Source organism: Flexivirga sp. B27 (assembly GCF_052905685.1).
On the sequence record NZ_JBPYUM010000001.1, the window covers coordinates 1,513,441 to 1,539,174 of the forward strand.

The 25,734-nt window shown below is 67.8% G+C and carries 23 protein-coding genes; 11 read left to right on the forward strand and 12 right to left on the reverse strand.

Features of this window, described 5'->3' with window-relative positions:
- Positions 1 to 27: 27 nt before the first annotated feature.
- Positions 28 to 1,104, reverse strand: a complete 1,077-nt coding sequence (gene dapE, locus ACSZL9_RS06920) for a succinyl-diaminopimelate desuccinylase (RefSeq protein ID WP_446664730.1) — start codon at positions 1,102 to 1,104, stop codon at positions 28 to 30.
- A 93-nt stretch (positions 1,105 to 1,197) separates the two neighbouring features.
- Here dapE and dapD point away from each other — a divergent pair, with 93 nt between their 5' ends.
- The 3 genes from dapD to ACSZL9_RS06935 all read left to right on the forward strand — a co-directional run bounded on the left by dapD (position 1,198) and on the right by ACSZL9_RS06935 (position 4,324).
- On the forward strand, positions 1,198 to 2,136 hold the full coding sequence (gene dapD / locus ACSZL9_RS06925) for a 2,3,4,5-tetrahydropyridine-2,6-dicarboxylate N-succinyltransferase (protein ID WP_446664731.1): 939 nt from the start codon (positions 1,198 to 1,200) through the stop codon (positions 2,134 to 2,136).
- Positions 2,137 to 2,172: 36 nt separating this feature from the next.
- Positions 2,173 to 3,306, forward strand: coding sequence for a hypothetical protein (locus tag ACSZL9_RS06930; RefSeq protein ID WP_446664732.1), 1,134 nt, complete (start codon positions 2,173 to 2,175; stop codon positions 3,304 to 3,306).
- A gap of 88 nt (positions 3,307 to 3,394) precedes the next feature.
- Positions 3,395 to 4,324, forward strand: a complete 930-nt coding sequence (locus ACSZL9_RS06935; RefSeq protein ID WP_446664733.1) for an esterase/lipase family protein — start codon at positions 3,395 to 3,397, stop codon at positions 4,322 to 4,324.
- Positions 4,325 to 4,516: 192 nt separating this feature from the next.
- Here the strand turns inward: ACSZL9_RS06935 and ACSZL9_RS06940 are convergent, their stop codons facing one another.
- The 3 genes from ACSZL9_RS06940 to fdxA form a co-directional block, all read right to left on the reverse strand.
- Positions 4,517 to 5,812: a citrate synthase gene (locus ACSZL9_RS06940; RefSeq protein ID WP_446664734.1), complete on the reverse strand. Its 1,296-nt coding sequence runs from the start codon at positions 5,810 to 5,812 to the stop codon at positions 4,517 to 4,519.
- 100 nt (positions 5,813 to 5,912) lie between these two features.
- Entirely contained in the window at positions 5,913 to 7,019 is a 1,107-nt protein-coding gene (dapC, locus tag ACSZL9_RS06945) for a succinyldiaminopimelate transaminase (RefSeq protein ID WP_446664735.1), read from the reverse strand.
- A gap of 15 nt (positions 7,020 to 7,034) precedes the next feature.
- Positions 7,035 to 7,361 carry a ferredoxin gene (fdxA, locus tag ACSZL9_RS06950; protein WP_325548767.1) on the reverse strand — a complete coding sequence of 109 codons (327 nt, stop codon included), beginning with the start codon at positions 7,359 to 7,361 and terminating at the stop codon, positions 7,035 to 7,037.
- Between the two features lie 83 nt (positions 7,362 to 7,444).
- Here fdxA and ACSZL9_RS06955 point away from each other — a divergent pair, with 83 nt between their 5' ends.
- Both ACSZL9_RS06955 and ACSZL9_RS06960 read left to right on the forward strand, forming a co-directional pair.
- Positions 7,445 to 7,711 (forward strand): putative acetyltransferase, encoded by a 267-nt coding sequence (locus ACSZL9_RS06955; protein WP_446664736.1) that lies wholly within the window; start codon positions 7,445 to 7,447, stop codon positions 7,709 to 7,711.
- Positions 7,708 to 8,577: a GNAT family N-acetyltransferase gene (locus tag ACSZL9_RS06960; RefSeq protein WP_446664737.1), complete on the forward strand. Its 870-nt coding sequence runs from the start codon at positions 7,708 to 7,710 to the stop codon at positions 8,575 to 8,577. Before ACSZL9_RS06955 ends, ACSZL9_RS06960 begins: the two co-directional genes overlap by 4 nt.
- On the opposite strand, the gene ACSZL9_RS06965 is transcribed toward ACSZL9_RS06960, so the two are convergent.
- The 7 genes from ACSZL9_RS06965 to ACSZL9_RS06995 all read right to left on the reverse strand — a co-directional run bounded on the left by ACSZL9_RS06965 (position 8,544) and on the right by ACSZL9_RS06995 (position 16,706).
- Positions 8,544 to 9,533, reverse strand: a complete 990-nt coding sequence (locus ACSZL9_RS06965; RefSeq protein WP_446664738.1) for a hypothetical protein — start codon at positions 9,531 to 9,533, stop codon at positions 8,544 to 8,546. The genes ACSZL9_RS06960 and ACSZL9_RS06965 overlap by 34 nt on opposite strands.
- A 158-nt stretch (positions 9,534 to 9,691) precedes the next feature.
- Positions 9,692 to 11,404: a VanW family protein gene (locus ACSZL9_RS06970; protein ID WP_446664739.1), complete on the reverse strand. Its 1,713-nt coding sequence runs from the start codon at positions 11,402 to 11,404 to the stop codon at positions 9,692 to 9,694.
- Positions 11,401 to 11,931, reverse strand: a complete 531-nt coding sequence (locus ACSZL9_RS06975; RefSeq protein ID WP_446664740.1) for a flavin reductase family protein — start codon at positions 11,929 to 11,931, stop codon at positions 11,401 to 11,403. Before ACSZL9_RS06975 ends, ACSZL9_RS06970 begins: the two co-directional genes overlap by 4 nt.
- Positions 11,928 to 12,845, reverse strand: coding sequence for an N-acetyl-1-D-myo-inositol-2-amino-2-deoxy-alpha-D-glucopyranoside deacetylase (gene mshB, locus ACSZL9_RS06980; protein ID WP_446664741.1), 918 nt, complete (start codon positions 12,843 to 12,845; stop codon positions 11,928 to 11,930). Before mshB ends, ACSZL9_RS06975 begins: the two co-directional genes overlap by 4 nt.
- A gap of 69 nt (positions 12,846 to 12,914) precedes the next feature.
- Complete coding sequence (gene typA, locus ACSZL9_RS06985; RefSeq protein WP_446664742.1) at positions 12,915 to 14,816, reverse strand: translational GTPase TypA; 1,902 nt, start codon at positions 14,814 to 14,816, stop codon at positions 12,915 to 12,917.
- Between the two features lie 124 nt (positions 14,817 to 14,940).
- Positions 14,941 to 15,999 carry an S-adenosylmethionine:tRNA ribosyltransferase-isomerase gene (locus tag ACSZL9_RS06990; protein ID WP_446664743.1) on the reverse strand — a complete coding sequence of 353 codons (1,059 nt, stop codon included), beginning with the start codon at positions 15,997 to 15,999 and terminating at the stop codon, positions 14,941 to 14,943.
- Positions 15,996 to 16,706: an SDR family oxidoreductase gene (locus tag ACSZL9_RS06995; RefSeq protein WP_446664744.1), complete on the reverse strand. Its 711-nt coding sequence runs from the start codon at positions 16,704 to 16,706 to the stop codon at positions 15,996 to 15,998. The genes ACSZL9_RS06990 and ACSZL9_RS06995 overlap by 4 nt, the downstream gene beginning before the upstream one ends.
- Positions 16,707 to 16,899: 193 nt before the next feature.
- On the opposite strand from ACSZL9_RS06995, the gene soxR reads away from it, so the two are divergent.
- The 6 genes from soxR (at position 16,900) to ACSZL9_RS07025 (ending at position 23,514) form a co-directional block, all read left to right on the forward strand.
- Positions 16,900 to 17,373, forward strand: coding sequence for a redox-sensitive transcriptional activator SoxR (gene soxR, locus ACSZL9_RS07000; RefSeq protein WP_446664745.1), 474 nt, complete (start codon positions 16,900 to 16,902; stop codon positions 17,371 to 17,373).
- 132 nt (positions 17,374 to 17,505) lie between these two features.
- Positions 17,506 to 19,176 carry an ABC transporter substrate-binding protein gene (locus tag ACSZL9_RS07005; RefSeq protein ID WP_446664746.1) on the forward strand — a complete coding sequence of 557 codons (1,671 nt, stop codon included), beginning with the start codon at positions 17,506 to 17,508 and terminating at the stop codon, positions 19,174 to 19,176.
- A 165-nt stretch (positions 19,177 to 19,341) separates the two neighbouring features.
- Positions 19,342 to 20,352, forward strand: a complete 1,011-nt coding sequence (locus ACSZL9_RS07010) for an ABC transporter permease (protein WP_446664747.1) — start codon at positions 19,342 to 19,344, stop codon at positions 20,350 to 20,352.
- A gap of 14 nt (positions 20,353 to 20,366) precedes the next feature.
- On the forward strand, positions 20,367 to 21,326 hold the full coding sequence (locus tag ACSZL9_RS07015; RefSeq protein ID WP_446665118.1) for an ABC transporter permease: 960 nt from the start codon (positions 20,367 to 20,369) through the stop codon (positions 21,324 to 21,326).
- Between the two features lie 5 nt (positions 21,327 to 21,331).
- Positions 21,332 to 22,351: an ABC transporter ATP-binding protein gene (locus ACSZL9_RS07020; protein ID WP_446664748.1), complete on the forward strand. Its 1,020-nt coding sequence runs from the start codon at positions 21,332 to 21,334 to the stop codon at positions 22,349 to 22,351.
- Positions 22,348 to 23,514 (forward strand): ABC transporter ATP-binding protein, encoded by a 1,167-nt coding sequence (locus ACSZL9_RS07025; RefSeq protein ID WP_446664749.1) that lies wholly within the window; start codon positions 22,348 to 22,350, stop codon positions 23,512 to 23,514. Before ACSZL9_RS07020 ends, ACSZL9_RS07025 begins: the two co-directional genes overlap by 4 nt.
- 81 nt (positions 23,515 to 23,595) lie before the next feature.
- On the opposite strand, the gene ACSZL9_RS07030 is transcribed toward ACSZL9_RS07025, so the two are convergent.
- Complete coding sequence (locus tag ACSZL9_RS07030; protein ID WP_446664750.1) at positions 23,596 to 25,734, reverse strand: MMPL family transporter; 2,139 nt, start codon at positions 25,732 to 25,734, stop codon at positions 23,596 to 23,598.

Consider the following 25,734-nt stretch of genomic DNA (forward strand, 5'->3'; position numbering starts at 1 on the left):
CCGTCGCTGGACGAAAGGGGTTGGTCGTCAGTCGGTGGAAGGGGCGAGCCAGCGGTGCAGGGCGGCGTAGGCGTCGGTGACCTGCTGCTCCGGGCACCGCTCGTCGTCGGTGTGCGCGAGGTTGGGGTCGCCGGGGCCGAAGTTGACCGCGGGGACGCCGATCGCGGAGAACCGCGCGACGTCGGTCCAGCCCTGCTTGGCGGTGACCGGCAGGTCCAGCGCCGCGACGAACGACTGCGCCGCGGGGGTGTCCAGGCCGGGCCGTGCGCCGGCCGCGCAGTCGCCGAGCTCGACGTCATACCCGGCGAACACGGTGCGCACGTGCGCGACGGCCTCCTCGGCCGACTTGTCCGGCGCGAAGCGGTAGTTGACCGTCACCGTGCACTTGTCGGGTATGACGTTGCCGGCGATGCCGCCGCTGATGCCGACCGCGTTGAGCGCTTCGTGGTAGTCCAGCCCGTCGACGTTGACGGTCACCGGCTCGTATGCCGCCAACCGCGCCAGCACCTCACCGGCGTCGTGGATCGCGTTGTGGCCGTTCCACGGCCGGGCGGAGTGCGCACTGATGCCCTTGGTGGTGACGTCGACCCGCAGCGTGCCCTTGCAGCCGCCCTCGATCCCGCCGTCCGTCGGCTCCAGCAGCACCGCGAAGTCCGCGGCCAGCCAGTCGGGGTGCTGCGCGACGATCCGGCGCAACCCGTTGGCCTCCTCCTCGATCTCCTCACAGTCGTAGAAGACGAACGTCACGTCGCGCGACGGCTCGGTGACCGCCCGGGCGATCGCCAGCTGCACGGCGACGCCGCCCTTCATGTCGGTCGTGCCACGACCGACGAGCAGCCCGTCCACCCGCCGGGTCGGGATGTTCGGCGGGTCGGTGAGCGGGACCGTGTCGAGGTGACCGGCGAGCACGACCCGCTCGTCCCGGCCGAGGTCGGTGCGGGCCACCACGGTGTTGCCGTCGCGGTCCACGCGCAGGTGCGGGAGCTCGCGCAGCGCCTGCTCCACGGCGTCGGCCAGCTGCTGCTCGTCGCGGCTCACCGACGGGATGTCGACCAGGTCGGCGGTGAGGTCGACGACATCTCGGGTCAGGTCAAGTTGCGCCATACGCACAATCCTGGCGTATGGCGCCGGCCGCGGGCACGCGGACCCGACACCGGGTCACGAGTTGGTCACAGCCGGTGAAATATCCTTGGCGGCATGACCTCCTCCTCCCGTGCCGCATGGGGCTACGGCCTGGCCACCGAGACCTTCTCCGGCGACATCCTCGACACCTGGTTCCCCCAGCCGCAGCTGGGCGAGGCACCGGCCGAGGACCCTTACGCCGAACCCGCCGACCTGGCAGCGCTCGCTCGCGACTACCCGCACCGGCAGGTGCGCACCCGCGTCGTGCGCGTGGTGATCGACCTGGATGCCGCACCTGCCGACGCGTCCGACGCCTACCTGCGCCTGCACCTGCTCAGCCACCGCATGGTGACCCCCAACTCCCTCAACCTGGACGGCATCTTCGGCGCGCTGAACAACGTCGTGTGGACCAACTTCGGCCCGTGCGCGGTCGAGGACTTCGAGCAGACCCGGGTCCAGCTGCGTCTCGACGGCCCGGTCCAGGTGCACGGCATCGACAAGTTCCCGCGGATGACCGACTACGTCGTCCCCTCCGGTGTCCGCATCGCCGACGCCGACCGGGTGCGTCTCGGCGCCCACCTGGCCGAGGGCACGACCGTCATGCACGAGGGCTTCTGCAACTACAACGCCGGCACGCTCGGCACCTCGATGGTCGAGGGCCGCATCGTGCAGGGCGTCGTCGTCGGTGACGGCTCGGACATCGGCGGCGGGGCGTCGATCATGGGCACGTTGTCCGGCGGCGGCACCGACCGCGTCTCGATCGGCAAGCGCTGCCTGGTGGGCGCCGAGGCCGGGATCGGCATCTCGCTGGGCGACGACTGCGTGGTCGAGGCCGGCCTCTACGTCACCGCGGGCACCAAGGTGACGCTGCCCGACGGCGCCGTCGTCAAGGCGCGCGAGCTGTCCGGCCGCGACGGGCTGCTTTTCATCCGCAACTCCACCACGGGGGTCGTGGAGTGTCGCCCGCGCAAGGGCCACGGCATCGCGCTCAACGACGCGCTGCACGCCAACTGACCCGCCCCTTCGACAGAGACTGCGAACCCGACCCCGATGCCCCTCCGCCGCAGACGCGATCGCAACCCCGGCGAAAACCCCGGTGACCGCGAGGTCCACGAGCTGTACGCCGCGCAGCCCGACGTCGGCGACGACGACGAGCTGCCCGCGCGCTATGTCCACCACAGCGAGCACTACGCGCACGACCCGGAGGAATACGAGGAAGGCCCGTTCGACGGTTTCGAGCACGACCCCGAGGAGGACGACAACTCCGGGTGGGCCGCGTTCAGTGGAGGCGATTTCGATGAGGACTTCTACCAGGAGGAGCACCGCCCGCGCGGCCCGATCCGGCGCACCCTGGGCTGCCTGATCCCGATCGCGCTGGTCGCGGGCATCGGCGGCGGAGGGTATGTCGCCTATCAACACCTGCGCGACAACTGGGGCTCACCGTCGTGCAAGTTCGTCGCGAAAAGCTATGACTACCAATGGGATCCGGATCAGTCCCAGTCGGCGTCCACCATCGTCGCGGTAGGTATCTACAAGAAGGGCATCCCGGCGCGCGGCGCGATCGTGGCGACCACGACCGCCATACAGGAGTCGAAGCTGCGCAACCTCGCTTATGGCGACCTGGACTCGCTCGGCCTCTTCCAGCAGCGCAAGAGCCAGGGGTGGGGCACCACGGCGCAGATCCAGGATCCGGTCTTCTCCAGCGGTTCGTTCTACAACGCGCTGCTGAAGGTGCCCGGCTGGGAGACCATGCCGATCGGTGAGGCGGCGCAGGCGGTCCAGAAGAGCGGTTTCCCCGATGCCTACCGCGATCACGAGACGCAGGGTGAAGTGATCACCGAGGTGATGACCGGCAAGGCGCACGAAGCCATCGGGTGCCGGCTCGACCCGGCCAAGAAGAACGGCTCACCCGCACAGATCGTGCAGCAGTTGCGCAACGAGAGCGGGCTGAGCGCGACCGCGAACGCCCGGTCGGTGGACTACCGGGCCAAGTCGGTCGACGGCGCCTTCGCGATCGCGTCCTGGGCGGTGGCACACGCCGACTCGGACAACATCACCGCGGTCACCGTCGGCGACCGTGCCTGGGAGCGGCACCGCGGGCGGGACGGCTGGACCTGGACGAAGGCCGCGCAGCCGACGAGCAACGCGACAGCGGTCCGCATCGATGTGGAGACCGGCAAATAGGTTGAAACCAGGCACGCCGCAAGCGCCCGAACTTACTGCAACGTAGATAGCTTGGCATGTGACCCACCTCACCGCACGGAGGATTCACATGCGCCTCAACCGCACCGCCGCCCTCTCCCTCGCCTGTGCCGGCACCGCAGCCGCACTCTTCGCGACCGCAGCCGCTCCGGCCGCTCACGCCGAGTCGACCCTGCCGATCGGGAACCTCGGCGACGCAGCCGCCGGCTACTTGTTCCACCCGAATTCGTCACCCGGCATGAACGACTGGGACTGCAAGCCGTCCGCCGCCCACCCGGATCCCGTCGTTCTGCTGTCGGGCACCTTCGCCAACATCGGCTCCAACTTCGTCGCACTCGCACCCATGCTCAAGAATGCCGGCTACTGCGTCTACGGCACGAACTTCGGGATGACCTGGCTGTCCGCCGGACGCGTCGGCGGTCTGGACACCGAGACGGCCTCGGGCAACCAGGTTTCGGCGTTCATCGACAAGGTGCTCGCCTCCACCGGCGCACAGAAGGTCGACATCGTCGGGCACAGCCAGGGCGGCTCGATGGGCATCAACTACGTCAAGCTGCACGACGGCGGCAACAAGGTCGGCACGTATGTCGGCTGGGGCCAGAGCGCGAACGGCACGACGCTGTCCGGCATACAGACGCTGGGCAAGTCGCTGGGGGTGCTGGGCATCGTCAATCTCGGTTTCGAGGTCTTCGGCGCACCTGGCCTGCGGGACCAGCAGGTCGACTCCGACTACACCAAGCGGACCACCGCCATTCCGCTTCCGCAGGGTCCGAAGTACGTCACGATCCAGACGAAGTACGACCACGTGGTCACGCCTTACACCACCCAGTCGCTGCCCGGCGCGCAGAACATCGTCGTCCAGGACCTGTGCCCGACCGACAACGTCGGCCACGTGGGATTCTTCCTCGACAGCCCGACGCTGCAGCTGACGATGAATGCGCTCGGCGGCGGGCCGGCCGACTTCAAGCCGTCCTGCACCGGATTCGGCCCGGCGCTCTGAGCCGAACGAGGTCGCCGAGGTGACCACCACGAGGTCGCCGAGGTGACCACCACGAGACCGCCGAGGTGACCACCACGAGATCGCCGAGGAGCCCGTGAGGAACGAGCGGGCGTCTCGAGGTGACCTCCACGACATACAAGAGAACGCCCGGCCCCACAGTGGGAGCCGGGCGTTCTTGTATGTCGGAAAGCGTCAGCGCTTGTCGACGGCGACGAAGTCGCGTGCGCCCTCGCCGGTGTAGATCTGCCGCGGGCGGCCGATCTTGGTTGCCGGGTCCTCCATCATCTCGCGCCACTGGGCGATCCAGCCCGGCAGGCGACCGATGGCGAAGAGCACGGTGAACATCTCGGTCGGGAAGCCCATCGCCTTGTAGATCAGGCCGGTGTAGAAGTCGACGTTGGGGTAGAGCTTGCGCGAGACGAAGTAGTCGTCCTTGAGCGCGATCTCTTCCAGGCGCATCGCCATCTCGAGCTGCGGGTCGTTGACACCCATCTTCTTGAGGATCTCGTCGGCCGACTTCTTGACGATGGCGGCGCGCGGGTCGTAGTTCTTGTAGACGCGGTGCCCGAAGCCCATGAGCTTCACACCGGTCTCCTTGTTCTTGACCTTCTCGACGAACTTGTCGACGTCGCCGCCGAACTCGTTGTCGATGCTGTTGAGCATCTCAAGCACGGCCGCGTTGGCGCCGCCGTGCAGTGGGCCGGACAGCGCGTGGATGCCGGCCGAGATCGAGCCGAAGAGGTTCGCGTGGCCGGAGCCCACCAGCCGCACGGTCGAGGTGGAGCAGTTCTGCTCGTGGTCGGCGTGCAGGATGAACAGCTGGTCCAGTGCCTTGGCGACAACCGGGTCGATGTCGTAGTCCTCGGACGGGAAGCCGAACGTCATACGCAGGAAGTTCTCGACGAGGCTCAGCTTGTTGTCCGGGTAGAGCGTCGGCTGGCCCTGGCTCTTCTTGTGCGCGTATGCCGCGATCGTCGGCAGCTTGGCGAGCAGTCGCACGGTGGACAGCTCGATCTGGTCGCGGTCAGTGATCGACAGGGAGTCCTGGTAGAAGGTGCCGAGCGCGGACACCGCCGCGGACAGCACCGACATCGGGTGCGCGTCGCGCGGGAACGCGGCCAGCAGGTCCTTCAGGTCCTCGTGCAGCATCGTGTGGCGGCGGATGCGCTCGGTGAACGCCTCCAACTGCTCTGCCGTCGGCAGCTCGCCGTAGATCAGCAGGTAGGAGACCTCGATGAAGCTGGAGCCCTCGGCCAGCTGCTCGATCGGGTAGCCGCGGTAACGCAGGATGCCCGCGCCGCCGTCGATGTAGGTGATCGCCGACTTGCACGAGGCGGTGTTCACGAACCCGACGTCAAGAGTCACGTTGCCGGTCTCACCGAGCAACTTCGAGATGTCGTAACCGTCGTTGCCCTCGGTCGCCGGGATGACGCCGAATTCGAGGGTCTTGTCCCCCGCCTGAAAAGTGGCAGGTGCCTGGTCAGTCATGTTTGCTTTCCGTCCTTATACGTCGACCGGCAGCATGCCGGGGAAGTCAGCGAAATCGACGGTACCTCAGGGTCTTGACAGGACGATCTGCGACCCCATGTCAAGAAGTGAGCCTCTTTGCAGCAGCGGAAATTCGCTCATCGGTGGCGGTCAGGGCGATCCGCACGTGGCGTGCACCGGCGGCGCCGTAGAAGTCCCCGGGGGCCGCCAGGATGCCGAGAGCGGCCAGCTCGTCGATGCTCTCGCGGCACGGCTTGCCCTGCGTCGCCCAGAGATATAGGCCGGCGTCGGAGTAGTCGATCTGCCAATTTGCTTGCAGTAGAGCGTCTTTCAGCTCCGCACGGCGCGCTGCGTAGATCTGCTTCTGTGCGGCGACATGCTCGTCGTCCTGCACCGCCGCGTGTATGACGCGCTGCACCGGCCACGGCACGATCATCCCGGCGTGCTTGCGCACCTGCACGATGCGTTGCACGAGATCGGTGTCGCCGGCGATGAAGCCGGCGCGGTAGCCGGCCAGATTGCTCTGCTTCGACAGCGAATAGACCGCCAGCAGGCCTTCGTGACTTCCGCCACAGATACGGTCGTCCAGGATGCTCGGCGTGGTCGGACCGTCGGGGTCCTCCCGCCAGTCCAGCTCGGCGTAGCACTCGTCGCTGGCGACGATCACGCCGCGCTGGCGGGCCCAGGAGACGACCTTCTTGAGGTGGTCGACCGGCAGCACCTGCCCGTGCGGATTGGCGGGAGTGTTGATCCACAACAGCTTCGGCGCCATCGGGCCGAACTGCAGCAGGCTCGCGGCAGCGCGCGGGGTGGCTCCGGCGAGGCGAGCGCCGACGTCATACGTGGGATAGGCCAGCTCGGGGATCCCGAAGCTGTCCCCCGCACCGAGGCCGAGCAACGTCGGCAGCCACGCGACGATCTCCTTGGTGCCGATCGCCGGCATGACCGAGTCGGGGTCGACACCGGTGGCGCCTCGACGACGGGCGAACCATCCGGCGATCGCCGCCCGCAGGTCGGGCGTCCCCCACACCTGCGGGTAACCGGGTGCGTCAGCGGCAGCGATCAGCGCGTCCTGCAGCACCTGCGGGGTCGGGTCGACCGGTGTGCCGACCGAGAGGTCGACGATGCCGTCGGGGTGCTCGGCGGCTCGGGCCTTGGCTCCCGCCAAGGAGTCCCAGGGGAAGTCGGGCAGGTCAGCAACGGGCATGCGTCGACCCGCAGGTCACTCGTCGTGTTCCTGCGGCGGCAGCGCGGCGATCAGCGGGTGGTCGTAGTCGATGACGCCCATCTTCGCGGCGCCGCCCGGGCTGCCGATCTCGTCGAAGAACTCGACGTTGGCCTTGTAGTAGTCGGCCCACTGCTCGGGGGTGTCGTCCTCGTAGTAGATCGCCTCGACCGGGCAGACCGGCTCACAGGCACCGCAGTCGACACACTCGTCGGGCTGGATGTAGAGGCTGCGCTTGCCTTCGTAGATGCAGTCGACCGGGCATTCCTCGATGCAGGCCTTGTCCTTGAGGTCGACGCACGGCTGTGCAATGACGTAGGTCATACGGTGAGGTCCTCCTGCTGCGAAGCATGCGCGGCCGTGCCTCCACGGCCGACGGGTCGATATCCGTCTTCTAGTATGCCGCCGTGCCTTCGGACCCTGTCAGTCAGTCTCACCTCACAAACCTCCTGGTGGTCGGCACCCGCGTGGTGCTGCGGTGTCGGCTGGGCCCGGAGGAGGTCGAACCCGGCGGTCCGACGCTCACCGATGTGGTCGGCGACGTGCTGTCGGTGAGCGACCAGGAGGTGCAGCTCGACACCCGCAAGGGACCCGTCACCGTGGACCGCGGGACCGTCGTGCTGGCCAAACGCATCCCGCAGCCGCCACCCCGCCGACACCCCTTCCGCCAGTGACGGCTTCCTCACCGAGAGACGGCGAAATCTCGCCGTCACTCGACGATCTCGCCGTCACTCGCCGTCCCGGCGGGCCGTCTGCCGGTGCCGATGTCGATGTCGATGCGGTCACCGTCGACGATCTGCAGCGCGTGATGACTGCGGGCCTGCCCGCGCTCACCGACGACCGGATCGGCGACTGGCTGCTGCGCGCCGCAGAGGGTTACACCGGGCGCGCGAACTCCGCGCTGCCCGTGGGCTCGCCCGGTATGCCGCTGGGTGATGCCATCGACCGAGTGCTTGCGTGGTATGCCGAGCAAGGCCTGCCGGCGCTCCTGCAACTGCCGCACCCCGCCACAGCGGATCCGGCCGACTCGAAGCTGGGATCCGTTCTGCTACAACGTGATTGGCGATTCTTCCTACGCACAGAAGTCATGACGAAGCCGTCCGCGCCTGCGGTGCGCGGTCCACACGAACAAGTGCGGGTCACCCGCACCGACGCCCCGACGGACGACTGGTGGCACACGGCATCGCCGCGGGCACTCGAGCACCGCGACACCTTGACCCGGATGTTGGCGCGGGTGCCGGGGGCGGCATACCTCACGGCATACGTCGGGGAGGTTGCGGTCGGCCATGCTCGCCTCGCGTTCACCGGCGCATGGAGTGGCATCTTCGACGTGCACACCGACCCGGCCGTCCGGCGCAGCGGAGTTGCCCGCGCACTGATGTCCGCTGCCGCAACCACTGCGGCGGACCAGCGAATCCCGTTGCAATACCTACAAGTTGCTGCCGACAACACCGCAGCCGTGCGGCTCTACGAGGCGCTCGGCTGGCAGGTGCACCACACCTACCACTACGCGGCTCCGGACTCCTCCGACAGTCGCTGATCGCGCGGGTATGCCGACCAGGCGGACCCGTCCCGCGGCACTCCCGCGGCACGGAGCGCGTCGACCATGCCGGGCGCCTCGTCCGGGAATGCCTCGGCCCAGACCCAGCGGCCCACGGCGAGACCGAGACGCCGGGCGCGGTCCTCGCGGCGCTTCTCGCTGATCACGACCTCCTCGCTGGCCGTCTCGCCGGCGTCGCCCGTCGCCCGATATTTGCGCTCGCCGTCGAACTCCCCGATGACCCCGGTCCAGCCGAAATCGGCGCGCCCGAAGGTGCCCTCGGTGTCAGCCAGCAGAACCTGCAGGTCCGGCTGCGCGAATCCGAGCTCATACATGCGCGCACGGCTCAGCGACTCACCGGGCGACTCGGCACGCGGGTCGACCAGCAACTGCATCAGCCGAGCAGCCCGGCGCCCGCGACCGCCCACCTCGATCGCGTCGACCTCATCGTCGATCTCCGCGAGACTGCACAGTCCGCTCGCGACGGTCCAGTCGGCAGCGGCGAGCGCACAGGCGAGGGGCCTTGTGCGCGCGATGTCGACCACGGTCCGCGCCGGTGATGTCACGAGCAGCCCGTCGTGCTCGACGGCCCTCGGCATACGCCGCATGCGGTGCCGGGTGATGACGGCGCTCGACCCGGCGGCGTCCGCGGGCATCGTCACCTGTGCGGTGCGCGGCCAGCCGCCGATCGCCGGCATGCGCCAGATCGCCCCGGCCGACTGGTGCGACCAGACCTGCTCGGCGCCACGCGTGCGCCGGGCCGTTGCGACCACCAGCGCCCGATGGTGCTCGGCGTCGTCGAGTCCGGACCAGCGCCAGGACTCGACATACTCCCCCATCCGGATCCGTTTCAGTCGCGGCGGGCGCTGCGCGAGTTCACGGGACGGGTTGGTCCCCGTGCGCCGCAACGTTCCCGCGGAGTGGATCTCGGTGGCATCCAGGCGGTCGTCCGACATCGCGACAGGCTGGCACTGATCGGGTCGGCTGCGCAGAAGTTGTCCACAGGTCGCCTGCCGCGTGCCTCGAGTGACGGCGAAATCGTCGAGTGACGGCGAGATTTCGCCGTCACTCGGCGAGGAAGCCGTCACTGGCCGAAAAGGGGTGGCCGGGTGGCTCAGTCGCAGGTGACGCGGACGGCGGGGTGGTAGTGCGTGGTCAGGCTCTCGTCCTTGACGACCTTGCCGGAGCGATCCTTGACCACCCGGGTGACCGTGACCTTGAAACCGTCCTGTGGCGGCTGCGGGATGCACTGGTCGCCCTTGAGGTGCTTGGGCTCGCCGGGGCTCTCGATGTCGAACTTGTCGCTCGTGGTGCTGGAGACGGAGAACTTCTTCACGCCATACAGCCGTATGACGGACGCGTTGCCCTCGATGCCGGCCCGGATCCGGATCGGATGACCGGTGTCGTTGGTCCACTTGTTGTCGATGGTCGGGTCCAGCATGGTGGCTTCCCGGCCCATCGGGTAGCGCGGGATCCAGTAGGCGTGCGCGGTGTGCTCGACCAGCTTGACCCCGGCGAAGAACGTCGCGTTGTAGAGGGTCGTCGACACCTGCGAGATGCCGCCGCCCATCCCGGGCACGTCCACACCGCCCACCAGGACCGGCGCCTTGACGTATCCGTGAGCGGCGTCGAACGGGCGCAGGACGTTCAGCAGCGAGAACGTCTCGCCCGGCTGCACGACCAGGCCGTTGATCTTGGACAGGCCGAGTCGGATGTTCTTGGTGCGCGCGGCGTTCTCCGGGCCGGTCGGGAACTCCGAGACGAACTCGGAGATCTTCTGGTTGCGGACCTTGGTCTTCTTCAGCTCTGCGGCGGTGACCGTCGGCTTGACCGTTGTGGTCGGCAACGACATGGTCCGGTCCGGCGCGGTCAGCGCCGCGACGAGCAGCTTGCCCGCCCCGGTGGTCTTCGGCGCGGTGCCGTTCTTGGCGGGCGTGATCTTCTTGTCGCCCTTGGAGTAGCGCAGCTTGGCGTTGACCGCCGGCGTCGTCAGGTCGGTCTTCTTCTCGTCGAGCAGGTCGGCCAACTTGTCCTCGTCGACCTTCGGTGTGAGCTTCTTGCCGTCGAAGCTGCTGCTGAGCACCCCGGAGATCTCGTCCGGGTCCAGCTTCGTCTGCTGCCCGCCGGCCTTCACGGTCACGGCCTCGGACATCGCGGGCTTCGCAAACTCCTTGACGAACCTGTCGATCTCCTTGTTGGGCAGTGCCGCGGCCTGATCGGACACCTTGGCGGTGTAGTGCTTGGTCTTCGGCCAGCCGGCCGAGATCTGCTTGCTGATCGCCTTGGGGTCCACACCCTTGCCCGGCGTGGACCGCTTGGTCACGACCTCGCCGTGTTCGAACGTCACCGAGCCGCTCTTGGGCGCACCCTCCAGGCTCTCGGAGACGGCTGCGACGGAGTGCTGCAGCTTCGTGTCGTCGACCTTCGGGCTGATGGTGCGATGCGGTCCGTCGCCGGTGAGCCGGTGCCACATCGTGGCGGGGTTGAGCGAGAAACCGCTCAGATCGTCGACCGCGCCCTCGGTGTCGATCGACAGCCCCGACCCGGCCGGGTCCAGGCTGACCTTCTTGCCGTCGGCGTCGATCGTGATCGGCGCCTTGAGCTGCTTCTTGGCGACGGCCCGGATCTCCGCCTTGGCGTCCTCAGGGCTCATCCCGCCGACGTGCTTGCCCGCGACGACGGTCCCCCGCTGGATCTTGCCCGACTGTGCAGCGGCCACCGCGACATAGGCGCCGGCCAGCACCACGACTGCTGTCGAGCCACCGATCAGCAGCCACTTGCGCAGGTTGGTCCGTGACTGATCGGTGCCGGCCCCCTCGGCCGTCACCGCTGCACTCCGAATGCTCCGCGATAATAGATCAACGCATCCCCCGGTCGCTCCGTGATTGAGACCGAGCGTACGTTGCCGATGACGAGAGTGTGATCACCGGCGACCACCGTGTCGTGCGTGGTGCACTCCAGGGTGCCCAGCGCGTTGTCGAGCAGCGCCATACCGGTGTGCTCACCGTGGTGGTGCGGCACACGGTCCAGTTGGCCGTGCAACGGACGTCCACGAGTCGCCAACCAGGCTGCTGTCTTGCGCTCGGACTCGGGCAGCAGGCTCACCCCCCAGGCGCCCGCGTCGAGGACCGCGTCGTGGAAGCGCGCTTCCCGCTCCACACTGATCACCATCAGCAGCGGCTCCAGCGAGACCGACATCAGCGCGTTGACCGTCATCGCGTGGTCGATCTGCCCGATCCGCGTCGAGACCACCGAGACGCCAGTGGCGAAACGCCCCATCACCTGGCGGTAGGCGTCCGGGTCCACTTCCGGCCACGCGGCAAGGTCGGTTCGCTGATCGTCCTGCTCGCTCATGCTGTCAGTCCTGCTGTCGTCCCTGCTGCCAATCCGGTATGCCGCAACTGCTGCGTCTCGACCCCGAGGGGCTGCCCCGACGCCGGGTCGAGACGCTGGAACGCCTCGCGCGCCGCCAGCCGGGTCGCCACGTCGTTGGACAACGTGTAGTAGCCGTCGAAAACGCTCACCTGGGTGCGGTGTCGTCGCAACGCTGCGGTCTGCCGTGCCAGCGCCGCGTCGTCGACGACGGTGTGGGTCACGGCCTCGTCATCGACGACGCTCGGTAGGAACGCTTCGTCCTGCCCGGGCACGACCACCCCCGGTCGCGTCGCGTGCTCGGCGAGCCACTCACGGTCCTCCACCGCCCAACTGCGAGGCGTCACAACGACATACAGCGCGGGCGGGGCATCGGCGAACCCGGCGGACCCGGCGGACGCGAGTGACGCGACCGCGGCACGGGTCGCCTCGTGCGTGCGGATGTGATCAGGGTGGCCGTAGCCGCCGTGCGCGTCATAGGTCACCACGACGTCCGGGCGGATGTCTCGCAGGTATGCCGCGATGCTGCCGCTGGTCTCGTCGATGCCCGCACCGGTGAACGCGCGCGGGTGCGACGAGGAGGGTGTGCCGGCCATGCCGGAGTCGCGGTAGGCGCCGTCGGCGAGGACCGTGACGCTCGCAGCGCCGAGTTCCTCGACCGCAGAGTGCAATTCGTCGCGCCGTAGGTCTGCGAGCGGGTCCGGAGCCTCGGGTGACCGCGGCTGCCCGGCCGGCAACTGCAGATGCTGCAGCTCGGCCGGGATGACCTCGCCCTCCTCACCGAGCGTGCAGGTGAGCACGTGCACGTCATCGCCGCGGGCCGCGTGGTGGGCGATCGCGAGACCGGTCCACAACGACTCGTCGTCGGGATGCGCGTGCACGAAAACCATTCGCATTGTTGCGGATCTGCTCCCTACTGCGTTACTGCGTTGCCTTACTGTCGCTCTGCTGTGCTGCTGCCCGTTCTACTGCTTTGCCGCGCTCCGCGCACGGGCCGCGGTGCGAGCGCGCTCACCGGCGTTGAGCACGACCTTGCGGATGCGCACGTCCTCCGGTGTCACCTCGACGCACTCGTCCTCGCGGCAGAACTCCAGGCTCTGCTCGAGCGACAGCTTGCGCGGCGGGAAGATCTTCTCGAAGTTGTCCGCGCTGGACGCACGCACGTTGGTGAGCTTCTTCTCCTTGGTGATGTTGACGTCCATGTCGTCGGCGCGGGAGTTCTCGCCGACGATCATGCCCTCGTAGACCTCGGTCGTCGGCTCGACGAAGAGCACGCCGCGCTCCTGCAGGTTGACCATGGCGTATGACGTCACCGCGCCCGAGCGGTCCGCGACCAGCGAGCCGGACAAGCGTGTCGTGATGGTGCCGAACCACGGCTCGTAGCCGGAGAAGACGTGGTTGGCGATGCCGGTGCCGCGCGTCTCGGTGAGGAACTCGGTGCGGAAGCCGATGAGGCCACGCGAGGGAACCACGAATTCCATGCGGACCCAACCGGTTCCGTGGTTGGTCATCTGCTCCATGCGAGCCTTGCGAGCGGCCATGATCTGGGTGATCGTGCCCAGGTGCTCCTCGGGGGTGTCGATCGTGAGGTGCTCGACCGGCTCGTGCAGCTTGCCGTTGACGTCCTTGGTGACGACCTGCGGCTTGCCGACGGTCAGCTCGTAACCCTCGCGGCGCATCTGCTCCACCAGGATGGCAAGCGCCAGCTCACCACGACCCTGCACCTCCCAGGCGTCCGGGCGCTCGGTGGGCAGCACGCGCAGCGACACGTTGCCGATCAGCTCGCGGTCCAGCCGGTCCTTGACCATGCGGGCGGTGACCTTGGAGCCGCGGACCTTGCCGACCATCGGCGAGGTGTTGGTGCCGATCGTCATCGAGATCGCCGGCTCGTCGACGGTGATCAGCGGCAACGGGATGGGGTTCTCCGGGTCGGCGAGCGTCTCGCCGATGGTGATCTCCGGGATGCCCGCGACGGCGATGATGTCGCCGGGGCCCGCGCTCTCGGCAGGCGCGCGGTCCAGGCCGCTGGTCATCAACAGCTCGGTGATCTTCACCGTCTGCTGGGAGCCGTCGTGCCGGCACCACGCGACCTGCTGGTTCTTCTTGATCTCACCGTTGCGCACGCGCAGCAGCGCCAGCCGGCCCAGGAAGTTGCTGGAGTCCAGGTTGGTGACGTGCGCCTGCAGGGGCGCCTCGTCGTCATACACCGGCGCCGGGATGGTCTCCAGGATCGTCTTGAACAGCGGCTCCAGGTCGGCGCCCTCGGGCAGCTCGCCGGGCTCGGGGCGGGTCAGCGAGGCGACACCGGCCTTGGCCGAGGCGTAGACGACCGGGAAGTCGAGCTGGTCGGCGTCCGCATCGGCATCCTCGAGCAGGTCCATGAACAGCTCGTAGGCCTCCTCCTCGACCTCTGCGATGCGCGAGTCGGGACGGTCGACCTTGTTGATGCACAGGATGACCGGCATCTTGGCCGACAGCGCCTTGCGCAGCACGAAGCGGGTCTGCGGCAGCGGGCCCTCGCTGGCGTCGACCAGCAGCACGACACCGTCGACCATGGACAGGCCGCGCTCGACCTCGCCGCCGAAGTCGGCGTGGCCAGGCGTGTCGATGATGTTGATCGTGATCGACTCACCGTCGGACGAGGGACCGTCATACGAGATGGCGGTGTTCTTGGCCAGGATCGTGATGCCCTTCTCACGCTCCAGGTCACCGGAGTCCATGACGCGCTCGCCCGTCGTCTCGACGGTCTGGCGTTCGCTGAAGGCACCCGTCTGCCAGAGCATCTTGTCGACGAGGGTGGTCTTGCCGTGGTCGACGTGGGCGACGATGGCGACGTTGCGGACGTCGCTGCGGGACTTCATTGCCATGGAGTTGTGTGAGCTGCCGTGCGCTCGCGAGCGATGGCGCGACGGCAGGCCTCGTCCTTTCTACGTGAATGGGATCCCTATCAGTGTCTCAGGATGTCCGCCGATCCGCCGAATCAGCACGGCATCAGCACGGCAGCAGCAGCCCGACGTCCCCGAACTCGTGCCACAGATAGTGCTCCGCGACCGCCGCGTCGTATGCCGCCTGGGTGAGCGCCTCCCCCGCGATCGCCTCGACCAGCAGCAGGTGTGAGGCGTGCGGATCGTGCCACCCGGTGATCAGGCCGCTGACGACCTGCGGCGGCTCGGCACGCGTGATCACCCGCTCGGTCCAGCCGCTCGCGCCGGTCACGACACCGTCACTCCTGACGGCCGACTCCAGGGCACGGGCCACGGTGGTCCCGACTGCGATGACCCGGCCGCCTGCGCGGCGGGTGAGGTTCACCTGCCGAGCCGTGGCCTCGGGCACGTCATACCACTCGGCCTGCGGTCCCTCTCCTGCCTCCTGGGAGGAGACGCCGGTGTGCAGCGTTATCGGCGCGATACCGATCCCCGAGGCGACCAGCCGAGTGACCACTTTCGGCGTGAACGGCCTTGCTGCAGAGGGCATTTCAGCACTTCCGGGGACGGTGGCGAAAGCCGTCTGGTAATCGGACAGCGGGTAGCTGCGGTCGAGGTAGCCGTAACTGATCGGTCGCCCGTGCTCCCGCAGGTGCGCGCTCAGATCCCCGTCGGCCTCCACCTGCCAGAGCCGGTTGCCGACTCCCGTCGGCGAGGAGTCGAAGGGGTATGCCGCCAGCAGTGTCAACACCAGCGGGCCGACCTCGACGTGCTCACCGACCCGCGCGTCCAGCACCGCACGGGCGGCATTCGGCGCACTGCGGACCTCCACGACCCAGGTGCCGTTCTCGAGTTCAGCGGCGGCGTGCACGACGACCGGCTGGCCGCTCTCCCGGTGCCCGTCGACCTGCCCCGCGATGGTCGCCGAGTTGTTCACGACCACCAGATCGCCCGCGTTGAGGTGGTCCGGCAGCGACCGGAAGACCGTGTGGTCGATGCCGTCGCAGGAGGCGACCAGCATCCGCACCCCGTCCCGTGCGACGCCGCGCTGCTCGGCCGGCGCGGGTGCGGTGGTGTCCTGCGGCCCGTCGAACATCGTGCGCGGGTCGACCGCGAGCGTGCTCATCCGCGGGCTCCGGTGGTCTCGGGCACCGGCAGATCAGCGACGCGGTAGCGACCCGAGGCCGGCTTCTGCTGCCACAACCCCCGCAGTCGGGGTATGACGGCGGCCGGCTCCGGCCGGTCCGAGATGTCCTCCCCCGGGAACGCCGCCTGGTGCATCGGCGTGCGCATGTCGCCCGGGTCGACCGCGTAGGCGTGCAGACCGGGGTTCTCGGCGGCGAAGGTGAGCGTGACGTGGTCGAGGCCGGCCTTGGAGGCGCCATACAGACCCCAGCCCTCGTAGTGCTCGATGGCGGCGTCCGACGAGATCGAGAGCAACACACCGTCGCTCGCGAGCAGGTCGGGCAGCAGTGCCCCGGTCAGCACGAGCGGTGCGCCGATGTTGGTACGCCAGACGTCCTTGAGATCGGCGACGGTGACCGTCGCCAGGGCGGGCAACGGCGTCGGGCCCAGCGTGCTGGCGTTGTGCACCAGCAGGTCGAGGCGGCCGTGTCGTGTCACCGCCGCGACCAGTGCATCCTTGTGCTCCGGATCGGTGACGTCCCCGGGCAGCGTCTCGACACCGGCCAGCCCGTGGGTCGCGTCCGCGAGTTCGTCGCCGTGCCGCGCGTCGGTGATCACCTGCCAGCCGTCGGCGGACAGTGCACGGACCAGCTCGTTGCCCAGTCCCGAAGAGCCCCCGGTGACCAGTGCGACCTTGATGTCAGACATCGAATCTCCTTGTCGATCTGAGTGATTGATGCCATCCTTCAAGTTGAAGTCAACTTAAAGTCAAGAACCTTTTCGTCGACAGGCCCGTCCCTGATCGAGAGGACCACGAATTTCGGCCATTTGGACGCCAAATCGCTGGTCCTCTCGATGAAAGAGGGGCCTGTCGGCGTGAAGGAGAACGGGGATCTGAGACATGGACACACATGACCTGCTGCCGGTCGGCGCGGTCGCGGAGCGCAGCGGCTTCGCGGCGTCGGCGCTGCGTTACTACGAGGCACAGGGGCTGATCCACGCCACCCGCAACTCCGGGGGCCAGCGCAGGTTCGAGCGCAGCGTGCTGCGCCGGCTGGCCTTCATCCGGGCCGCGTCCAACGTCGGCCTGACCCTGGAGGAGATCCGCGACGAGCTGGATCGCCTGCCGGACGGCCGCACCCCCACCAAGGCCGACTGGCAGCGCATCACCACCCACTGGCGCGGCAGGCTCAACGCCCAGATCGCTGCCCTGGAGAAGCTGCGCGACGGGCTCGACTCCTGCATCGGCTGCGGCTGCCTGTCCCTGCGGCGATGCTCGATCTCCAACCCCGCCGACCGCGCCGCGAACGGTGCAGGTGCCCCGGGAGCGGCGTTCCTCCCGCCGCTGCTGAAGCGACCGCACCCGGCACCCTGACCGATCGATCTGGTCGGGCTGACCGGTCGATCGGTTTCAAGATGATGTCGTTGTCGTCATTTCCGCCGTTTCGCCACGTGAGATGAGTAACGTTCGGCTGCACCGTCTTTTCCACCGGAAGGTCCAACCACCATGGCCGTCTCCAAGACCACAGCTACCGTCGCGCTGCTGGCCGCGTCAGCGTTCGCCCTGACCTCGTGTGCCAGCTCCAAGCGGGACGACGGCGGCAAGAAGTCAGGCAGCGCCGGCAACACCAACGCCACGCTGAACTTCGGCGCCGCGGGCGCCCCCGCGACGTTCGACCCCTTCTACGCCAGCGACGGCGAGACGTTCCGCGTCAGCCGTCAGATCTTCCAGGGCCTGGTCGGTTTCAAGCCGGGCACGGCCGAGGTCGCACCCCGCCTCGCGACCAGCTGGAAGCCGTCCAAGGACGGCAAGACCTGGACGTTCAAGCTCAAGACCGGCGTGAAGTTCACCGACGGCACGCCCTTCAACGCCGAGGCCGTGTGCAAGAACTTCAAACGCATGGACAGCCAGAACAAGGCCGGACAGACCGCGTCGGAGTACTGGCTGGCCAACATGGGCGGCTACAACGGTGCCGAGGGCGAGCTCTACCAGGGCTGCAACGCCAAGGACGCGTCCACCGTCGAGATCAAGATCTCGCGACCGACCTCGAAGTTCCCGGCGCTGCTGGGGCTGCCGTCCTTCTCCATGCAGTCCCCGACCGCGATGGACAAGTACAAAGCCAACAACATCAAGGCGCAGGGGCAGGGCTTCGTCTACTCCGAATACGCCAACGCGCACCCGACCGGCACCGGTCCGATGAAGTTCCAGAAGTACGACAAGACCAACAAGACGGTCACCCTCGTGCGCAACGAGGACTACGCCGGCGAGGACAAGGCGACCGTCAAGAAGGTCGTCTTCTCGATCATCCCCGACGAGACCGCCCGCAAGCAGGCGCTCGCGTCCGGTCAGATCGACGGTTACGACCTGCCGAACCCGGTCGACTGGCCGACGCTGAAGAAGGACGACAACCTCGAGATCCGGCCGGCCTTCAACATCCTCTACCTCGGCCTGAACGCCAAGGTGGACCCGGACCTGAAGGACCTGCGCGTCCGCAAGGCCCTCTACTACGCGATCAACCGTGATCAGCTGGTCAAGTCGCAGCTGCCGGACGGCGCATCGGTCGCGACCCAGTTCATCCCCAAGACCGTTGCCGGCTACAACAAGTCGCTCAAGCCCTACAAGTACGACCCGAAGAAGGCCAAGCAGCTGCTGAAGGAGGCCGGCAAGAGCAACCTGAAGATCACCCTGTGGTACCCCACGGAGGTGACCCGGCCCTACATGCCCGCGCCGGACAAGATCTTCAACGCCATCAAGAAGGACTGGCAGGCGATCGGCGTCAAGGTCACCCCGAAGCCCGCATCGTGGGCCGGCGGTTACGTCACCGGCACCCAGAACGGCAACGCCGCGGCATACCTGATGGGTTGGACCGGCGACTACAACACACCGGACAACTTCTTGGGCAACTTCTTCTCCGACCCCAAGGGTCAGATGTCTGTCGGCGCCTACCCGTGGGGCGACAAGCTGCACAAGGCACTGGCCGACAACGACTCGATCGTCGACGAGAGCAAGCGTGCCGCGGCATACGAGAAGCTGAACAAGCAGATCATGGAGGACTACCTCCCCGGCCTGCCGATCTCGAGCTCCCCGCCCGCGATCGTCTTCAGCAAGAAGGTCAGCGGTGTCACTCCCAGCCCGTTGACCGACGAGCACCTGTGGACCGCCAAGGTCGATAAGTAGCAGTCGTTCGTACCGGTGACCGGTGTCCGCACGTGGCACCGGTCGCCGGTGCTCGCGCCGAGGTCCGCTCCGCCGCCCCACGGCCCCGCAGCGGTGTCCCCGGCCGGCCCCTTCGGAGCCTCGTGCGCGTGCGCTGACTCATCACTTCCCTAGGAGCCAACCCTCGTGCTCAGATTCATCGTCAGACGACTGTTTCAGGCCGTGCTGGTCCTGTTCATCGTCTCGATCCTGCTCTTCACCTGGCTGCGCAAACTTCCCGGCGGTCCGATCGACGCCATCCTGGGCGAGCGCGCCACCCCCGAGACCCGCGCCGCGCTGCGCAAGACACTCGGCCTCGACGAGTCGATCCCGGTGCAGTACCTACACTTCCTGGACAACGCGGTGCACGGCAACTTCGGCACCTCGACCCAGGTGCAGACCGGCACCGACGCACTCGACCTGTTCTTCCAGCGGTTGCCCGCGACCGTCGAGCTGTCCGTGCTGGCGTTGATCATCGCGATCGTCACCGCGATCCCGCTGGGCTACTTCGCCGCCAAGCGCCACGGTGGCTTCCTGGACACCAGCTCGGTCGTCGTGTCCCTGGTCGGTGTCGCGATCCCCGTCTTCTTCCTCGGGTTCGTGCTGAAGTACTTCTTCTCGATCGAGTGGCACGTCTTCCCTCCCGCCGGGCGGCAGAATGCCGACATCGACGCCACCCGGATCACGAACTTCTACGTCCTCGACGGGCTTCTCACCAGAGAGTGGGACGCGGCCTGGGACGCTCTGAAACACCTGATCCTGCCCGCCATCACCCTCGCATCGGTCCCCTTCGCGGTGATCTTCCGCATCACCCGCGGGTCGGTGCTGGAGGTCATGAACGAGGACTACGTGCGGACCGCGAAGTCGAAGGGCCTGTCCGAGCGCATCATCCGCGGCCGGCACATCCTGCACAACGCGTTGCTGCCGGTCGTGACCACGATCGGCCTGCAGGTCGGCGCACTGCTGACCGGTGCCGTGCTCACCGAGACCGTCTTCGGTTACCCCGGCCTCGGTGATGCGCTGGCCCAAGCGTTCCGCCAGCGTGACTACGCCGTGCTGCAGGTGTTGATCCTCGCCGCCGCACTCGGCTACATCCTGGTCAATCTGCTCGTCGACGTCGCCTACGCGATCATCGACCCCCGGATCCGGACGAGGTGAATGCGATGAGTCCCATGCAACGCAAGAAGGACCGGATCGATGCGCTCGCCGCGACCGCGGGGGCCGGCTCCGACATACCCGATGCCGGCCACGTCAGCGAGTCCGGCGGGCTCAGCCTGATCGGCAGCGCCTGGCTGCGGCTGCGACGCAACCCGGTCTTCCTGATCGGCGCGGCCATCACGCTCGCGTTCGTACTGCTGGCGATCTTCGCCCCGCTGATCGCGCCACACAGCGGCACCGCCAACCCGTTGATCAGCCAGGTCACCACCAACGACCCGATCCCGAAGCCGCAGTCCGGCTACCCGCTCGGCGGCGACAACCAGGGACGCGACCTGCTGTCGCGTCTGATCCTGGGATCTCGCCAAACGCTGATCGTCGGCGTGCTCGCGACCCTCGCGGGACTGACCGGCGGGCTCGTGCTCGGCACCATCGCCGGCTCGTTCGGCGGCCGCGTCGACACCGTGGTGATGCGCATCGTCGACGTGATGCTGTCGCTGCCGTCGCTGCTGCTCGCGTTGGCCGTCGCCACGCTCTTCGGACAGCCGTCACAGTGGACGCTGATCATCGCGATCTCCGTGGTCCAGATCCCGATCTTCGCCCGCCTGTTGCGTGGTTCGATGCTCAGTCAACGATCCAGCGATCACGTGCTGGCAGCGCGGGCCCTGGGTGTGAAGCGCGGGCCGATCACCTTCCGACACATGCTGCCCAACTCACTGGGTCCGGTGCTGGTGCAGGCCACCCTGGTGCTCGCGGTCTCGATCATCGAGGCGGCATCGCTGAGCTTCCTCGGCCTGGGCAACCCGGACGACTCCTCCCCCGAGTGGGGTCAGATGCTCGGCAAGGCACAGGACCTCTTCGACATCGAACCGCACATCGCGTTCTGGCCGGCCGGCTGCATCGTGGTGGTCGCGTTCGGCTTCACACTGATGGGTGAGTCACTGCGCGAAGCCCTCGACCCACGGAACAGGAGGTGACGGGGATGACCGTCCCGGCACCCGCCACAACAACAGACACCCTGCTGTCGGTGCGCGACCTGGTCGTCGAGTTCGGCAGCAAGGGCCAGACGCCGTTCCGCGCCGTCGACGGTGTCACCTTCGACGTGCGCCCCGGCCAGACCGTCGGCCTGGTCGGCGAGTCCGGCTGCGGCAAGTCGGTGACCTCGCTGGCGATCATGGGTCTGCTGCCCGATCGCGGCAACAAGGTCGCCGGGTCCGCGACGTTCGACGGCACGGACCTGCTGACCCTGGACGATCGCGAGATGCGCGACCGGCGCGGTCGCGACGTGGCGATGATCTTCCAGGACCCGCTCTCCTCGCTGAACCCCGTCGTCTCGATCGGCATCCAGGTCGCCGAGGTGCTGCAGCGGCACCGCGGCATGAAGAAGTCGGCGGCGATGGCGGAGTCGCGGGACCTGCTGGACAAGGTCGGCATACCCGACCCGTCCCGTCGGCTGAAGGAATATCCACACCAGTTGTCCGGCGGGATGCGCCAGCGTGCGCTGATCGCGATGGCGCTGGCTTGCAAACCGCGGCTGCTGATCGCCGACGAGCCCACCACGGCTCTCGACGTGACGATCCAGGCGCAGATCCTCAACCTGCTCAAGGAGCTCGTGGTCGACTCCGGCACCGCGCTCATCATGATCACGCACGACCTCGGCGTGGTGGCCGGGCTGTGCGACGAGGTCAACGTCCTGTATGGCGGTCGGATCGTCGAAACTGCCTCTCGTCACGAGATTTTCGCCAGCCCGCGACACCCCTACACCAACGGCCTGCTCGGCTCCATCCCCCGGCTCGACGGGGAGCGGGAGCAGCTGCACGCCATACCGGGCTCGGTCGCCGACAACATCCCGTGGACCTCCGGCTGTGCGTTCGCGCCGCGCTGCTCGCGAGCGATCGAAGCCTGTCGGGAGGAGTCGCCCGCACTGGAGCAGGACGCCGCGGCACTCGAAGACCATGCACTGCGATGCCACAACCCGTGGCCGTCGGGAGACCAGCAATGACCGAGCAATTCACTCTGGCCAAGACCCGCAAGGACGACGAGCGTGAGGTCCTGCTCGACGCCCAGGACGTCGAGGTCCACTTCCCGATCAAACGCGGCGTGATCTTCGACAAGACTGTCGGTCACGTCTTCGCCGTCGACGGTATGACGGTGCGGATCCACAAGGGCGAGACCTACGGACTCGTCGGCGAATCCGGTTGTGGCAAGTCGACTTTCGGTCGTGCCCTGTTGCGGTTGGAAGAGCCGACCAACGGGACGGTGACCTTCAACGGCACCGACCTGTCGACGTTGAAGGGCGAGGCGTTGCGCACCCAGCGGCGGCACATGCAGATGGTCTTCCAGGATCCGCTGTCCAGCCTCGACCCGCGCCAGACGGTCGAGTCACTGCTGCTGGAGGGCATGCGCGCGCACGGCCTGACCAAGGACGCCGCCGCCGCCGACGCGCGGTTGCGTGAGTTGCTGCAGGCTGTCGGGTTGCCTGCCGCGGCACTGCGCAAATATCCCCACGAGTTCTCCGGCGGGCAGCGGCAGCGCATCGGCATCGCCCGGGCCTTGTCGGTCGACCCCGAGCTGATCGTCGCCGACGAGCCGGTCAGCGCGCTGGACGTGTCGGTGCAGGCGCAGGTCATCAACCTGCTGGAGGACGTGCAGGAGCAGTTCGGACTGACCTATCTGGTGATCGCGCACGACCTGGCCGTCGTGCGACACATCAGCGACCGGGTCGGGGTCATGTATCTGGGCTCCCTTGTGGAAGAAGCTGATTCGGACGAGCTCTACGCCACGCCGCTGCATCCCTACACCCGTGCGCTGATGTCCGCGGTGCCGATCCCCGACCCGCTGGTGGAGGACCGCCGCGAGCAGATCATCCTCGCCGGAGACCTGCCTTCGCCGGCCAACCCGCCGAGCGGTTGCCGTTTCCACACCCGCTGCCCCTGGCGGCAGGAGAAGCTCTGCGACACCGAGCGTCCCGAGTTGCGGGTGGTGCAGATCGACGGTGTGCCCGCCGAGCACCGGGTGGCCTGCCACTACGCCGAGCAGATCCACTCCGGCGAGATCCGGCGACACGAGGTCACCGCGTCCGCCGTCGACCCGATGGCCGCTGCCGACACCCCGTCGGTCAACACCCAGGAGGACGCGGGCGGGCAGCCGTTCTCCGCTCCCTGACCGGACCGATGCGCGAACGGGCCGCTGCCGGATCCCCCGAGGTTCCAGCAGCGGCCCGCGTGCGTGGTTCACGTTCTCCGGTCAGCGGGTGCCGACCGGCTCACGCAGGCTGTATGGCGGAGGCACGACACGCTCGCCGGTCACTCGGCTCCCGCCGCGGGACGGCCACCACGCCTTACGCCCGAGCAACGACAGCGCCGCCGGCAGCACGACCAGCCGGACAACGGTGGCGTCCAACGCAATTGCGATGCCCAGGCCCACACCGATCTCCTTCATCTCCACCATCGACAAGGTGGCGAAGAGTGCGAAGACCGAGACCATCACCACCGCCGCGCTGGTCACGACACCGGCCGTCTCCTGCACGCCCTGGCGGACCGCCAGCTTCGGCGGCAGACCGGAGTCGACCTTCTCCTTGACCCGGCTGAGCACGAAGACGTGGTAGTCCATCGACAGCCCCATCAGCACCACGAAGAGGAAGATCGGGATCCACGAGATGACCCCGCCGGTGGAGTGGAAGTTGAGGATCGACTCGGCCCAGGTGTTCTGGAAGACGAGGGTCAGCACCCCGAACGCCGCTCCGACCGACATCAGGTTGAGCGCGGTGGTCAGCAGTGCGATCACCGGGCTGCGGAAGGTCGCGGCCATCATCAGCAGGGTCAGTCCGAGCACCACGACGAGCACCTTGGGCAGCCCGTCGGACTGGTGCTGCATCTGGTCGTAGCTCTCGGCGACTCCGCCGCCGACCGTCCAGGTAGCGTCCCTGTCACCCAGCGCCTGCGGTATGACGTGGTCGCGCAAGTCCTGGACCGCGTCGCCCGCTGCGAACGACCCTTCGTTCGCTTTACTACCGATGGTCAGCACCGCTGTATGCCCGTCCGCGGAGACGCGCACCGGGTCGGCCACGGCCTTCCAGTCACCGGTCGCGAACGCTTTGTTCGCAACTGTTTTCGCGTCCTGTCGCAGCGTGCCCGCGTCGTCACCGTGCAACACGACGGCTGCGGTCGGCCCGTCCCCGGGGAATGCCTTGCCGATCTGCTGCATCGCGTGCACTGCGGGCACGTCGTGCGGCAGGGAGTCCAGGCTGGCGGTCTGCTGTTTCATGCCCAGTGCCGGCACAGCCAGACCGAGCAGCAGCGCTCCGCCGACGAGCAGCGCGACCAGCGGGCGGCGCAGCACCGGTGCGAGCACCTTGCCGCTGACCGAGCCGGGCGCCATACGCGAGGAGAGGCGCCACAGCAGCGGAATGCGCGGACGGTCGACCTTGCCGCCGAAGAGCGTCAGCAGCGCCGGCAGCACGGTGAGCGAGCCGAACACCGCGAAGGCGACCACCAGGATCGAACCGGTCGCGATGGACGCGAACGTCACGTCCCCGACCACGTAGAGGCCGGACATGCTCACCAGCACTGCCACGCCCGAGACGACGATCGAGTGTCCCGATGTCTCCGCCGCGATCTCCACGGCGTCCGCGGTGCGCAGCCCGCGCTGGCGCTCCTGCCGCTCACGCTTGAGGTAGAACAACGAGTAGTCGACACCGACCGCCATACCGATCAGCAGGATGACGCTGGTGACGGTGGGCTCCATCGGCAGCAGCAGCGAGACCGGACCCATCAGGCCCATGGTCGCGAAAACGCTTGTGATGGCGAGGAATACGGGGATGCCCGCCGCGATCAATGCCGCGAAGACGATCAGCATCAGCCCGATCGTGATCGGCAGGCTGGTCAGCTCGGCGGAGCCGAGGTCGTCACCCACCCGGGTGTTGATCGCTTCGTTGAGGGAGGTGTCACCGGTGGCCACGATGTCCACGCCGGGTGCTCGCGGCTGCGCCTGGTCGACGGCCTCCGTGATCCCGCTGATGTCCGGATCCTGGTCGTCGGCAACGGTTTTCATGGTGATCGGCACCATCACCAGTTTCTTGTCCGGTGACACTGCCGGCGCTCCGACCTGGCGGACGTGACGGTCCGTGCGGATGTCGGCAGCGATCCGGTCCGCAGCCGTGCGGACGGTTGCGTCGACCGGACCGCCCGATGCCCGGGACAGGACGACGAATTCGTTGTCGGGTGTGTCGAGTCCGGCGCGCTGGATCTGCTCGGCAGCGGTGCCCGACTGGCCGACCCGGTAGTCGGCATCGGTCGTGGTGTGCATGGAGATCGCTGCACCGCACGCGACCGCGGCCACCACCAGGAGCATCCAGGTGCCGACCGCCCGCCACGGGTGGCGCAC